Origin of the sequence: Helicobacter acinonychis (genome assembly GCF_900461455.1) — a bacterium.
Taxonomy (GTDB): domain Bacteria; phylum Campylobacterota; class Campylobacteria; order Campylobacterales; family Helicobacteraceae; genus Helicobacter; species Helicobacter acinonychis.
This window is the reverse complement of sequence record NZ_UGIA01000001.1, coordinates 1367471-1380816: the sequence shown is the minus strand read 5'-3', so window position 1 is coordinate 1380816 and position 13346 is coordinate 1367471. Positions and strand designations below refer to the sequence as shown.

Annotated in this window: 12 protein-coding genes and 1 pseudogene; 7 read left to right on the top strand and 6 right to left on the bottom strand. The window is 39.1% G+C overall.

The window, feature by feature from the left end; genetic code table 11:
* Window positions 1–14: 14 nt before the first annotated feature.
* The 3 genes from DYI00_RS06795 to DYI00_RS06785 form a co-directional block, all read right to left on the bottom strand.
* Window positions 15–1562: a TolC family protein gene (locus DYI00_RS06795; protein ID WP_104709261.1), complete on the bottom strand. Its 1548-nt coding sequence runs from the start codon at window positions 1560–1562 to the stop codon at window positions 15–17.
* A gap of 1 nt (window position 1563) precedes the next feature.
* On the bottom strand, window positions 1564–2859 hold the full coding sequence (locus tag DYI00_RS06790; RefSeq protein WP_050711598.1) for a hemolysin family protein: 1296 nt from the start codon (window positions 2857–2859) through the stop codon (window positions 1564–1566).
* Between the two features lie 133 nt (window positions 2860–2992).
* Complete coding sequence (locus DYI00_RS06785; RefSeq protein WP_011578529.1) at window positions 2993–4594, bottom strand: inorganic phosphate transporter; 1602 nt, start codon at window positions 4592–4594, stop codon at window positions 2993–2995.
* Between the two features lie 137 nt (window positions 4595–4731).
* Between DYI00_RS06785 and DYI00_RS06780 the strand changes: the two genes are divergently transcribed.
* The 7 genes from DYI00_RS06780 to DYI00_RS06750 are packed head-to-tail and all read left to right on the top strand — an operon-like array spanning window position 4732 to window position 10160.
* Complete coding sequence (locus DYI00_RS06780) at window positions 4732–5001, top strand: NifU family protein (RefSeq protein WP_011578530.1); 270 nt, start codon at window positions 4732–4734, stop codon at window positions 4999–5001.
* Between the two features lie 10 nt (window positions 5002–5011).
* Complete coding sequence (locus DYI00_RS06775; protein ID WP_104709260.1) at window positions 5012–5623, top strand: histidine kinase; 612 nt, start codon at window positions 5012–5014, stop codon at window positions 5621–5623.
* A 3-nt stretch (window positions 5624–5626) separates the two neighbouring features.
* Complete coding sequence (locus DYI00_RS06770) at window positions 5627–6970, top strand: UDP-N-acetylmuramoyl-L-alanyl-D-glutamate--2,6-diaminopimelate ligase (protein WP_011578532.1); 1344 nt, start codon at window positions 5627–5629, stop codon at window positions 6968–6970.
* 3 nt (window positions 6971–6973) lie between these two features.
* A complete protein-coding gene (locus DYI00_RS06765) occupies window positions 6974–7924 on the top strand; it encodes a transaldolase (RefSeq protein ID WP_011578533.1) in 951 nt (316 codons plus the stop codon).
* 54 nt (window positions 7925–7978) lie between these two features.
* The gene (locus DYI00_RS06760) at window positions 7979–8515 is read left to right on the top strand and encodes a 50S ribosomal protein L25/general stress protein Ctc (protein WP_011578534.1); all 537 of its coding nucleotides are present in this window, start codon (window positions 7979–7981) and stop codon (window positions 8513–8515) included.
* Between the two features lie 7 nt (window positions 8516–8522).
* On the top strand, window positions 8523–9083 hold the full coding sequence (pth, locus tag DYI00_RS06755; protein ID WP_011578535.1) for an aminoacyl-tRNA hydrolase: 561 nt from the start codon (window positions 8523–8525) through the stop codon (window positions 9081–9083).
* Window positions 9084–9092: 9 nt separating this feature from the next.
* Window positions 9093–10160 carry an LptF/LptG family permease gene (locus DYI00_RS06750; protein ID WP_011578536.1) on the top strand — a complete coding sequence of 356 codons (1068 nt, stop codon included), beginning with the start codon at window positions 9093–9095 and terminating at the stop codon, window positions 10158–10160.
* 58 nt (window positions 10161–10218) lie between these two features.
* On the opposite strand, the gene DYI00_RS07840 is transcribed toward DYI00_RS06750, so the two are convergent.
* The 3 genes and pseudogenes from DYI00_RS07840 to DYI00_RS06735 form a co-directional block, all read right to left on the bottom strand.
* Window positions 10219–10554 (bottom strand): hypothetical protein, encoded by a 336-nt coding sequence (locus DYI00_RS07840; RefSeq protein WP_041600245.1) that lies wholly within the window; start codon window positions 10552–10554, stop codon window positions 10219–10221.
* Window positions 10555–11083: 529 nt separating this feature from the next.
* Complete coding sequence (gene rocF / locus DYI00_RS06740) at window positions 11084–12034, bottom strand: arginase (RefSeq protein WP_011578538.1); 951 nt, start codon at window positions 12032–12034, stop codon at window positions 11084–11086.
* Between the two features lie 12 nt (window positions 12035–12046).
* Window positions 12047–13300: pseudogene (locus DYI00_RS06735) on the bottom strand (amino acid permease).
* Between the last annotated feature and the right edge of the window lie 46 nt (window positions 13301–13346).

Genomic DNA, 13346 nt, shown 5'->3' with positions numbered 1-13346 from the left:
CATGGTTTTTCCTTTTAATAAACAAATTCATAAAATAAATCAATGTGATCGCTTAATGCCATTAAATTCGCTAATGAAACGATGTATTTATAAGCCACGCTCTTTTGCTCCACGCTAATAGAAGAAAGCGTATTCCTTGCGTCAATGACTTGCGCGTTCGTGCTTAAGCCTTGCAAAAAAGCCTGCTCTTGGAGTTTGAGGTTTTCCTTAGCCAATTCCACGCTAGAAAGCAAGCTCTCGTATTCTTTCAAATAAGAGAGCGTCTCTTTATAAGTCTTATTCACTAACAATTCCATGTTTTTTCTGGCTTGGATTTTCTCGCTACTGGCTTGCAACTCAGCTAATTTGCTCGCTTGGTATTTTTGGATGCGCCCTGTAGGGGAGAGGATAGGCATGCGCCCTGCCACACCCACAAACCAGTTAGGGATCATGTCTTCAAACACCGAATTGTTTTGCTTCATGATATAAGAGCCAAAAAAATGCACTTGAGGTAAGAATTTAGCGATCTGTAATTTCGTGTTTTCTTTAGAGATTTGAACCTGATTTTCTAAAGTTTTTAAAGCTGGGTAAGAATTGAGCGTAGAAGAAACAAAAAAGCTCAAATCGGGTAATTTTTTTTCCGTGTGGATCTCTAATTTACTAGAGGGCGATAAATCGTCTTTGCTGGATAAAATAAAATTAAACGAGAGCTGTGAAACCTCTAACACATCTTTAGCCTTAACGCTAGCGATATGAGCCTTATCGTAAGCCACTTGAGCGCTCAAGGTTTCTACCCTAGCGATTTGCCCTGCTTGTTGCATTTTTAAAGCGTTTTGGAAATGCTTGTAATGGCCTTTTTCTACCTCTTCTAAAGTTTCAGCCACTTCAGTGTTTAGCACCATGCCATAATACACGCCCACGAGCTCTTGAAAAGTGGAAAGCTTTTTCAAGCGATACACTTCATTGGCGTCCTTTTGCATCAAATCCGCAATGCGCACCATCGTGAATCGTGTCCCACCCATATAAATAGGGTAAATAATGCTCAAAGCCCCAAGCACAACATTTTGCTTGGAAAATAAAAAAGGAGTGCCTAAAGCGCTACCCAACGCCCCAAAGCCTTGCATCACCCCTTGTATGCCCGCTTGGATTTGAGGCGTGATGAGTTGGGGAGGGACACCATTTTGGATATTTTGCAAGCCTTGATGGATCTGGTTGGTGGCTTTTTGAACGCCGGCTTGTTTTTGACTAGCAAAATCCACTTTAATGGGGTTAGAAAGATACACATAAAAAGCGCTCAAATCAATTTGAGGCAAAAAAGAAAGCTTGGCCGCTGATTTCATTTTGCCTGCACGCTTAATCGCGTATTCTTGTGCATGCAAGCCCTCATGGCTAGACAACACCCTACCCCATGCGTTTTTCAAAGAGAGTTTTTGAGCGTTATGGTTGTTAAAAGGTGCATTATTTTCAGCCAAGCTCAAAGAAGAAGGCTTGGTTTTTTCTTGGATATTTTTAGGGTTTTCATCCACAGCGTTTAAAAAACTACCGCACAACAAGCTCAATGCAAAGAGAATGGTTTTTTTCATTTTAATCTTCTTCCTTATTTTCTTTAATCGCTTTCAAGCGTTTTATCCTCGCTCCATCCACGCTTAAAACTTCAAAGGCATACCCATGCGAAATGATGGTATCCCCTTCCATAGGCATGCGCTCTAACAAGCTAAAAACATAACCCCCAAGCGTTACCTGCTCGCATTCTTTGTCAAATTGGATATGAAGCACTTCTTCTACACTCTCTAAATCCAACATGCCCTCTAATTCAAACACGCCTTCTTCAAGTTTATTCACGCCCTCTTGCTTTAAATCGTATTCATCGCTAATCTCCCCCATAATCTCTTCAATAATATCTTCCATAGTGAGCAACCCAGCTGTGCCGCCGTATTCATCAATCACTAAAGCAGTATGGATTTGTTCTTTTTTCATTTTAATAAGGATTTGAGAAATAGATGCACTCTCTGGGACAATGATCATTTTTCTGACGATTTGCTTGAAATCATGCATTTTGGGGGTAAAAAGGGAGCGAGAAAGCAAATCTCTGATATGCACCATGCCGATAATATTGTCTTTAGATCCCTTACAATAAGGGTAGCGCGTGAAACGGCTTTTTAAAACAATGTCTATATTTTCTTCATAGCTGTTTTCTTCATCTAAGCACACCATGTCTTTTCGTGGGGTCATAATCTCTTTAGCGCTTGTGTCAGAAAAATCCACTGCATTTTTAATGATCTCGCCCTCCACTGAATCAATAATGCCCTCCCTCAAGCTCTCGCCCACAATGATTTTTAACTCTTCTTCAGAATGCGTGCCCTCATGCTCTTTGGGATTAACGCCCATCTTTCTTAAAAAGAAATAAGCGATCACATCAAACAGGCGCACCACCGGGTAAAACGCCACCCAAAACACATGCAAAGGGCGCGCAATAAAAAGAGTGGCTTTTTCAGATTTGGCGATCGCTAAAGATTTGGGCACAATTTCGCCCAACACGACATGCAAAAAAGTGATGCTTAAAAACGCCACCACCACGCTCATTGAATGGATAAAAAGGGAGTTGTCTTCCAAATTTATAGATTGAAACAGCGTGGCTAATAACCTCGCGATAGTGGGCTCACCCACCCAACCCAAAGCCAATGAAGAAAGCGTTATGCCCAATTGCGTCGCGCTCAAATAAGTGTCTAGTCTCTGACTCATTTCTAAAGCGAGTTTAGCGTTGGAATTACCGATTTTAACCAGCTCTTCTAAACGGGTTTTACGCACTTTCACAAGAGCAAACTCTGAAAGCACAAAAAAAGCATTCAACAACACTAACAAAAAAGCAACCATCAACATCAAAATCGACTCAGACGGATCCAAATAAGCTCCTTGATCCTCCCCATGATTTTAAAAAACCTAACGATAACTAAAATCTTACAATTTTAACATAAAAGATTAAGCCTAACTTTAAAATCAGGCCTTTAAAACCCTAGAAAAATTTTTCCGCAAAATTAAGGACGATAAAAAGAAGCACTCCTAATAACGCAGAAATGGGCACCGTGACAAGCCAAGCGGTGACAATCTTTTTTAAAATGGAGCGTTTGATCACTTCTTCTTTATACACTTTTTTGAGCGACTTTTTCTCTTTCTTTTTCAATTCCAAAGCAATGGCGGTATTCTTGCTTTTTTTCAAGCTCTCTAACATGAGCGATTTTTCTTTCAAACTGGCTTTATCAAAGCGCTCCAAAAAGCCTTCAATTTCTTCTAAATCCCCCCCAAAGTGTGCCGCTACGATGTCGTCTCTAATCTTGGCAAAACGCCTTCTTGATTGCTCTCTTAAGCGCTCTCTTAAAAAGCCCACTCCAAACACCGCCCCTACCACAATGTGCGTAGAGCTTACCGGTAAGCCCAATTGAGAGGCTAAAAGCACGGTGATAACCGCAGAAAGCGCAATGCAAAAAGCTTGCATTTTATCCAACTCTGTGATTTCAGAGCCCACCGTTTTGATGAGTTTTGGCCCATACAAGCTCAAGCCTAAAGCAATCCCAGCCCCCCCTATGATCATAATCCACAACGGCACAGAACTTAAAGCATTCTTTACAGAACCGCTCGCCTCCCCTAAAGTCTGACTGATCGCTGCTAGCGGGCCAATCGCATTAGCCACATCATTAGCCCCATGCGCAAAGCTCAAAAGTGCAGCAGCAAAAATCAAAGGGATATTAAAAAGCTCATTGATGCTCTCATGGCTATTTTCTAACTTTAGGGCTTTTTTTAGTGCAAATCTTTTAAAAAGAATAAAGATTAAAAGTGCAAGGATACAGCCACAAACAAGCTGGATTTCAAAACCCACCGCGTAGAGGCGTTTGAAGACTTTTAACACTAAATACCAACTAAACGATAAGATCATCAACGCCACCAAGTAAGGCACGACTTTTAAAGCCGCACTCTTTTTATCTTCTTTATAGGCGATGGTCTTTTTGATAAACATTAAAAAAAACATGGCTATCAAAGCCCCCATTAAAGGCGAAACCACCCAGCTAGCCACAATGCCTAGTAAAAAACTCCAATTGACCACAGACGCACCAGCGGCCGCTATTCCAGCACCAATCACCCCCCCTACCACAGAATGCGAAGTAGAAACTGGTGCACCAATTAAAGTGGCTACATGCAACCACAACGCCCCACTGAGTAAGCTTGCCAACATCACTTTAATGAAAATATGTGCATCTGCAATCAATTCAGGCAAAACGATACGGCCTTTAATGGTAGAAACCACTTCCCCCCCAGCGATAACCGCCCCAAGCATTTCACAAACCCCAGCGATCAAAATCGCTCCTCCCATGCTAATGGCTTTAGATCCTACGGCAGGACCGACATTATTGCACACATCATTAGCGCCAATATTCATCGCCATATACCCCCCAATCACAGCCGCAAACATGAGCAACAAGCTCCTGGAGTTAGTCTGCCCAAAAATAAGAGCGAGCAAAGCGGCAACAATGAGAAACAAAAGTGCAAAAGCGATTTTTAAAGTGTCTTTTTGGAGTTTTTTAGAAGCTTTTTCAAACTCTTTGATATTTTTAATTTCCATATCGTCATCAAAACCTTGTTATAACAATGGGCGTATTCTAACCAATTAGCCCTTGAGCCACTCTTAAAAAGAGTTGTTTGATCAAAATGGCTCATTATGTGGTATCTTAAAGTAAAATTTCAAAGAGAGTTTTAAAAATGATAGAATTTAGCGATGAAGATTTGCAAAAACCAGTGCATATAGCGATAGAAAAAATCCGCCCTTACTTGCTCAAAGATGGCGGTAATATTGAAGTGTTAGGGATTAAAAGCATGAAAATTTATGTGACTTTAGAAGGGGCGTGTAAAACTTGTTCTAGCAGTAAAATCACTCTAAAAAATGTCATTGAAAGGCAGCTTAAAATGGATATTCACCCTAATTTAGAAGTGGTGTGTTTAGAAAATGCAAAGGAGTTTCACAAACTTTAAGGGTATGGGCATGCAAAAGTTTGATTATGAGTATAAAAAGCGTGCGTTGATTAAAGAGGGGTTTTTAGCGTTCAAACGATCGTATTATGCTAAAGCGTTGCGCCTTTTTTCTGAAGTTTTATTTTTGGATAAAGACAATCAAAAAGCTAAAGTGGGGGCGTTATTAAGCGATATAGCTAAAGATTTCCCTAAAGAGGCACACAGCTTTTATGAATTGTATCAAAGCTTGATCGCTATGCAAAAACGAAGCCAAAAACACCAAGCTGAAGAGCAAATCATGGCCTTAATCGCTTCTTTTGATGAGGGGTTAAGCCAAATGGCTGAAAAGATTGATGCACAAATTTCTCAAAAAGGCGAGGAATTGAATGGCATTTTGTATGCGGATTTCAAACGCTTGAGCTTGGAGCGTGGCTTTAAGGAAGCGTTTGAAGATTTGATGTTTAGTTCTAGGTTGGTTTTTGACAATAAAGAGGATTTTTATGAATTTTTAAAAGAATTGAACCGCTATGGCTATTATGAATTAGCGATCAATTACATTGAAAACATGCATCAAGACTCTTTCATTTATGATGAATTTTTGCGCTCTCTTTTAGAAGACGCCCTCAAATCCCATAAGGCTTAAAAAATGAAACTTAAAAAATCCCTGACTTATCGCAACCATAATTATTCTTTTTTAAGCGATAACACTAACGAGATTTTAGAAAACCCTAAAGAGTTCCTTTTTATCAAAACGCCTTTAAATGAAAAATACTCCTCCTTAATTGAAGCAAAAAACCTAGCTATTTTGGATTTTAACGAGCTTAAAAACTATTTTGATTTTAAGATTAAAATCATAGGTGTTACTGGCACTAATGGTAAAACGACCACGGCGAGCTTGATGTACTCCTTACTTTTGGATTTGAATAAAAAGGCCGCTCTCCTAGGTACAAGAGGCTTTTTTATTAACGACAAACGCATTAAAGAAAAGGGTTTAACCACGCCCACCCTTTTAGAGCTTTATGGCGATTTAGAAGAAGCGATGCGTTTAGAATGCGAATACTTTATCATGGAAGTGAGCTCCCATGCAATTGTCCAAGAGCGTATCGCTGGGCTTAATTTCGCCCTTAAAATTCTCACTAACATCACAAGCGATCATTTGGATTTCCATAAAAGCATAGAAAATTATAGGGACGCTAAAAACAGCTTTTTTAAAGATGAAAGCTTAAAAGTCATTAACAGAGATGAAACAAACGCCCTTTTTAACCCCATTAATGCACACACTTACGCATTGGATAAAAAAGCGCATTTAAACATTCAAGCCTTTTCGCTCAACCCTTCAATTAGTGCATCTTTATGCTACCAACAAGATTTAAGAAATCCTAATGTCAAAGAAATGGCGCTCATGCATTCCCCCCTTTTAGGGCGTTACAATCTTTATAATATTTTAGCGGGCGTTTTGGGGGTCAAATTACTCACTCAATTACCTCTAGAAACAATCACGCCGTTATTAGAAAACTTTTATGGGGTGAAAGGGCGTTTGGAGATTGCACATTCTAAACCTTTAGTGGTTGTGGATTTTGCACACACAACAGACGGCATGCAACAAGTCTTTGAAAGCTTTAAAGCCCAAAAAATCACCGCTCTTTTTGGAGCAGGGGGCGATAGGGATAAAACCAAGCGCCCTAAAATGGGGGCAATAGCGAGTTGTTACGCTCATAAAATCATCTTAACTTCAGACAACCCTAGAAGCGAGAACGAAGAAGACATTATTAAGGATATTTTAAAAGGAATCAATGATCCTTCTAAAGTGATTGTAGAAAAAGACCGAAAAAAAGCCATTTTGAACGCTTTAGAAAATTTAAAAGACGATGAAGTGTTATTGATTTTAGGCAAGGGCGATGAAAACACTCAAATCTTTAAAGACAAAACGATTTTTTTTAGCGACCAAGAGATCGTTAAAAATTATTATCTCAATTTAAAACAAGGATAGAACATGCAAGAATTTAGTTTGTGGTGCGATTTTATAGAAAAGGATTTTTTAGAAAACGACTTTTTAAAGCTCATTAATAAGGGGGCTATTTGTGGGGCGACCAGTAACCCTAGCTTGTTTTGTGAGGCGATTACAAAAAGCGCATTTTATAAAGATGAAATCGCTAAACTCAAAGGCAAAAAAGCCAAAGAAATTTATGAAACTTTGGCGTTAAAGGATATTTTACAAGCTTCTAATGCGTTAATGCCTTTACATGAAAAAGACCCTAAAAATGGTTACATTAGCCTAGAAATTGACCCTTTTTTAGAAGACGATGCGGCTAAAAGCATTGATGAAGCCAAGCGGTTATTTAAAATATTAAATCGCCCTAATGTGATGATCAAAGTCCCAGCGAGTGAGAGCGGACTTGAAGCCGTCAGTGCTTTAGCTAAAGCCTCTATTCCCATTAATGCAACTTTAGTCTTTTCGCCCAAAATTGCGGGCGAGATCGCTCAAATATTGGCTAAAGATGCACAAAAAAGAGCGGTCATTAGCGTGTTTGTCTCACGATTTGATAAGGAAATAGACCCCCTAGTGGTTCAAAACTTACAAGCTAAAAGTGGGATTATCAACGCCATAGAGTGCTATCATACAATCAATGAGCATGCTAGCAAATTCACAAGCACCCTTTTTGCATCCACAGGCGTTAAATCCAATGCTTTAGCTAAAGATTACTACATTAAAGCGCTATGCTTTAAAAACTCTATCAACACAGCCCCCCTAGACGCTTTAAACGCTTATTTACTTAATCTCAATACAGAATACCAAACCCCTTTAAAAAGTGCAGAAATTGAAGCGTTTAAAAAAGAATTACAAACGCAAAACATTGATTTAGAAAACACTGCTCAAAAACTCCTTAAAGAAGGCTTGATTGCATTCAAACAATCCTTTGAAAAGCTTCTAAAGAGTTTTTGATTTTTAAGGGTTTTTTGGATAGAATAGACCCTTATTTTATTTTAAAGGATTGACATGTTAGAAGGCGTTATTAGAGAGAGTATTACTAAAGCTAACGCTAAAGCTTTAAAAAAAGATGGCTATCTAATCGCAAATGTTTATGGTAAGGGCGTTGAAAATGTGAGTTGTGCGTTCAAATTAAACCCTTTCATTAAATACCTTAAGGAAAAAAAGCATTTGATTTTTCCGGTGAAATTAGGGGATAAGACTTTTGAAGTTGTAGTTCAAGAATACCAAAAAAACCCTGTCACTAACGAGCTTATCCATGTGGATTTACTCGCTGTCACTAAAGGCGTAAAGTCTAAATTTAAAGTCCCTGTTAAATACCAAGGCACTCCAGTGGGCTTGAAAAATAAAGGGATTTTAATGCTCTCTAAAAAGCGTATTAGCGTAGAATGCGCTCCAGAGCATTTGCCCAATCACTATTTAGTGGATGTAGCCCCTTTAGATGTGAATGAGTCTATTTTGGTGCGCGATTTAGAAAAACATGAGAATGTTAAGATCTTAGATCATGATTCTATCGCTGTGATCGGTGTGATTAAAGCGAAGTGATTTAATCATGACGCTTTTAGTAGGTTTAGGTAACCCTACTTTGCGTTACGCTCACACCAGACATAATGTTGGCTTTGATATTCTAGATTCACTCGTTAGTGGATTGAATCTTTCTTTCACTTTTTCTCCCAAACACAACGCTCATTTATGCATCTATAAAGATTTTATCTTGCTCAAACCCCAAACTTACATGAATTTAAGTGGTGAAAGCGTTTTGAGCACTAAAAATTTTTACAAACCTAAAGAGCTTTTAATTGTCCATGATGACTTGGATTTACCTTTAGGCGTTGTGAAGTTTAAAAATGGCGGAGGGAATGGAGGGCATAACGGCTTAAAATCCATTGACGCTCTGTGCTCTAACGCTTATTATCGCTTGAGAGTGGGGATTTCTAAGGGGACTAATGCCACCGAGCATGTGCTTTCTAAATTTAACGAAAACGAAGAGCCTTTAAAAAACGCTGTGTTTGAACATGCTAAAAACGCCCTAAAATTTTTTATAGAATGCAATGATTTTAACGCCATGTGCAATCATTTCACGCTTAAAAAACCTTTAGCGATAGAGACTTAAGGGTTTAAAGTGCGTTTGTTTAGATTTGTAGGGTGGTATTATTTCAAATATTTTTTAATCGTGCTTTTAGCTTTAGAATTGTTTTTTGTAGGTATTGATAGCTTGAAATACGCCGACAAAATGCCCGATTCTGCGAACATGATTATCTTATTTTTCACCTATGACATCTTATTTGCCCTCAATTACACCTTGCCCATTTCTTTGCTTTTAGCGATGGTTTTATTTTATATCACTTTCATTAAATCCAACCAATACACCGCTTTGCTCTCCATTGGCTTTTCCAAATGCCAGGTTTTAAAACCCATTTTTTTCATTAGCTTGTTTTTCACGGCGATTTATGTGGGGTTGAATGCAACTCCTTTTGTGTATATGGAGGAAAAAACGCAAAATTTGATCTATAAAGACAATTCTTTGAGCGTTTCAGAGCATTTGCTAGTGAAATATGACGATGACTATGTGTATTTTGGCAAGATCGATCCCTTATTGCAAAAAGCTCAAAATATCAAGGTTTTTCGCCTGAAAGACAAGACTTTAGAATCTTATGCTGAAGCCAATGAGGCCTTTTTTGAAGGCAAACACTGGACTTTGCATGACGCCACCATCTATAGCCTGCCTTTAAATTTTGATTTAGGCAATAACGCTTTAAGCGCTATGCATTTAGAAACCTTTAAAACGCTCAAAAATTTCCGCCCTAAAGTTTTAGACACCATTTACCAAAACAAGCCCGCGGTTTCTATCATGGACGCTCTTTTTTCCTTGCATGCTCTAGTGCGTCAAAAGGCAGACACCAAAAAAGTGCGCTCGTTTTTGTATGTGTTTGCGATCTTGCCCTTTTTTGTGCCGTTTTTAAGCGTGTTTATCGCCTATTTTTCGCCAAGCCTTGCACGCTATGAAAACCTAGCTCTTTTGGGGCTAAAATTCATCATTATCACGCTCGTTGTTTGGGGGCTATTCTTTGCATTAGGGAAGTTTAGCATTTCAGGGATACTTATCCCTGAACTTGGCGTGCTTTTGCCCTTTTTCTTATTCTTAATTATTAGTCTTTGGTATTTTAAAAAACTCAACAAGAGGTTGTGAGGGTTTAATCTTATTTTTGCTAGAACAATAAAAATCTGTCATTTTATTTTTAAAGGCTTCATTCAACGCGTATCGTTTCAAAAAGCACACGATTTTTAGCGTGTGGCAGAATCAAACACTCCAAAGAAGAAGCGTTAGCAGTTACGACCAATATCATACAGATACTGCTATCGTCTGAAGGGTTGAACAATATTGAAACCAAGTATATAGAAGAATACACAGATAAAGCCAGCTTAATGGGCCTGAAAATAAGAACGATAGAGAGCTTATTACCCAAAGGATCTAGTTCCCAAACTGCCTCTCTTTTAAAAGTGCAAACCCTTACTTTCCATCGTGCAAAAATAGAGGGGGGTGTTACCACTTCAATCTCACATGCGATCAAAAATTCTTTCATGAGGGGCCATTAGGGATCAATCTTTGTTGGGCTAAAAACAACACAAGCGAGTTTATCTATAGATTGACTTTTTGCATCACGCATGGGGCCATTCTTTACTCATCTCTTGCGTTCAAAGTAAAAAGATTTAGAGCTCATGCATTTTGACGCTTTGGCTAAATTGCAAAGCAAAAATCTCGTTTTTCTTAGTCGGTCTCGCTAAAGGATTAGGAAAGCTTTTAAGATGTTCCAAGGTGCTTGGCATCCCAAATGAAGGCTCTTCAATCAATGGGAAAATAAGAGCCGGGGAAAGATTGTTTCAACTACGATAATTTTTTTACCCAATGCGAAGCAGAGCTTATAGAAACAAAAGGATTTACCTTATTGGGAGATCCCCTTAAATGAAAAACCCATTGGAGAATACCCCCACAAACACCGCACCAAAAAAAGAGCCAGGAGAAAGGTGCTAGAAGCTTTCAAACAAGATTTGGAAAAAATCCTTGTATTAGAATGAAATCAAATATGAAGATAGACGCATTAAAATCGCTTTTTAATGGTTGGCGCTGTTGTTTTTGGCGTGCTTGATGATGAGATCTAGTATTTCTAAAACCTGTTTCTCTTCTTCATTGGTGTGCTTGGTACTTACCGTGGGGTTGTATTCGGTGACCTCAACGGCTCTCAATCTATCCTTAAAACTTTCTAAAAGCATGCCTAGCAATTGTTTTAACTCGCTAAAACTTAGCCCATGATTTTCGCGCACGCCGGTAGAGGTGAAAAGCTTGCCATCCATAATATCCAAATCCAAACTAAGATAAATAATACCCACTTCTTGCAATAATTCTTTCGTTTTTTTCACCACTTCTTGCATGTTTTCTCTTATCGTATCCACGCTAAATAAAGGGATTTGCAATTCTTTAATCACATCTCTTTCACTTTGTTCAACGCTTCTTACCCCAAAATACACCAAGCATTTAGGATCAACTTCTAACCCTCCCTTTTCTAGCCCCAAAGAGCAAAGCTTTTGCCATGCTTTTTCTTCGCTTTCATTCATGTGGTTAAACCCGCTACGGACACGATTTAAAACCATGCCTAAAGGCATGCCATGGATGTGTTTTGAATCGCTGTCATAAGCCGTATGAATATCCGCATGCGCATCCAAATACAAAATCCCTATTTTTTTGTCTTTATGAACGCTCCTAAACGCTTGGAAAATCCCAAACATGTTCGCATGCTCTGAGCTTAAGATTAAAGGAAAATCTTTTTTTGCAAACACTTCTTGCATGCAAGGGATCAAATTTTCTTTGCAAAACACATAGTAATCTTCAAAATTTTTAGCGTATCTAAACTCTTTATAAAGTACACAACGCTCTTGGATAATCATTTGCATGTTTTTTACTAAATCGTTATATTTTAGGCTTAAAGCCTCTCTCAAACGCCTAACGCCTGCATCTGTGCCTTTTTTTGACGCCCCTAACTCGGCTTCTAATCCTACTAAAATCATTTTATCGCTCCTTTAAAGTCCTTTTTCTTGCTGATAGCCCCATTGGTTTTTGCTCGCGTAATACGCCACATAGCAAAGCCCCATAAACACTAGCGTGAGATACCCTCCAATGCGTTCATTCGCATCCATATACGCACCCACAAGCCCCACCAAGCACCCGCCGATGCCAACAATTTGGATTAAGGGGTTAAAAGGGGCTTTATAGGGCAAATCTTTTAAAGACTTGCCTGAAGCCACATACGCTTTTCTAAACCTATACTGTGCCACGCTGATGCTAATCCATACAATAATCACCATAAAGCTCACCACATTAATTAAGCTTGCCATGATTTTTTCTGGTGCAAACGCATCAGTGAGCATGCCAACAAGTGTAACCCCTAAAGATAAATACAAAGCATAAGTGGGCGTGCCCAAAGCATTAAGCTTTGCAAAAATGGGGAAAAACATCTTTTTTTGACTCAAGCCATAAATCATCCTCCCTGAAGCGTATAGTCTAGAATTAGCGGTGGATAAAATCGCTGTCACAATAACAAAATTCATAATATCTGCCGCATAAGGAATACCCACGCCCAAAAAAGGCAGAGGGATTTTTTCTAAAACGCTCACAAAAGGGCTTTGCGTCAAACCGCCATCCGTCATGGGCAAAAACACCGACACCACAAACACCGCCCCCAAAAAGAAAAAACACGATCCGCCATAAAGTCGCTTTAACCGCTTTGGGCATGACTTTTTAGCGTCTTTAGTCTCTCCTTGCGGCAACGCCCATAATCTCTGTGCCCATGTAAGCAAAAATCACCGTTAAAATCGCCCCCACGCCTTTAGGGAAAAGCCCTTCTCTAGCCCTTGAACCTCCCCACTAAAATAGAAATTAGCAAACACCCCTTCAAAGCCATGCAGATAAAACGAATAAATAATGCCAACGCTCCCAAGCATGGTAAACACAAAGACCGCTAAAACTTTGATGGTGCTGAGTAAAAATTCGCTTGTCGCAAAAATTTTGACCGAAAAGAAATTCAATAAAAATAAAAGCACAACACATGCAATGACCCACACATACACAGAAATGCCAAGAAACCATCGTTGCATAAGCAAGCCAATAGCGATATATTGCACTGCCACGGTTAAAACCCAGCTCAACCAATACATCCAAAAGACCATATACCCTGCACTAGGGTTGATAAACCGGCTCGCATAACCCCCAAAACTCCCTGTGGTAGGATACACGCTCGCTAATTCCCCCAAAAATAAAACAATAGAATAAACGATAACCCCCCAATTAAATACGCTAAAAGCATGGCTAAATGACCTACGC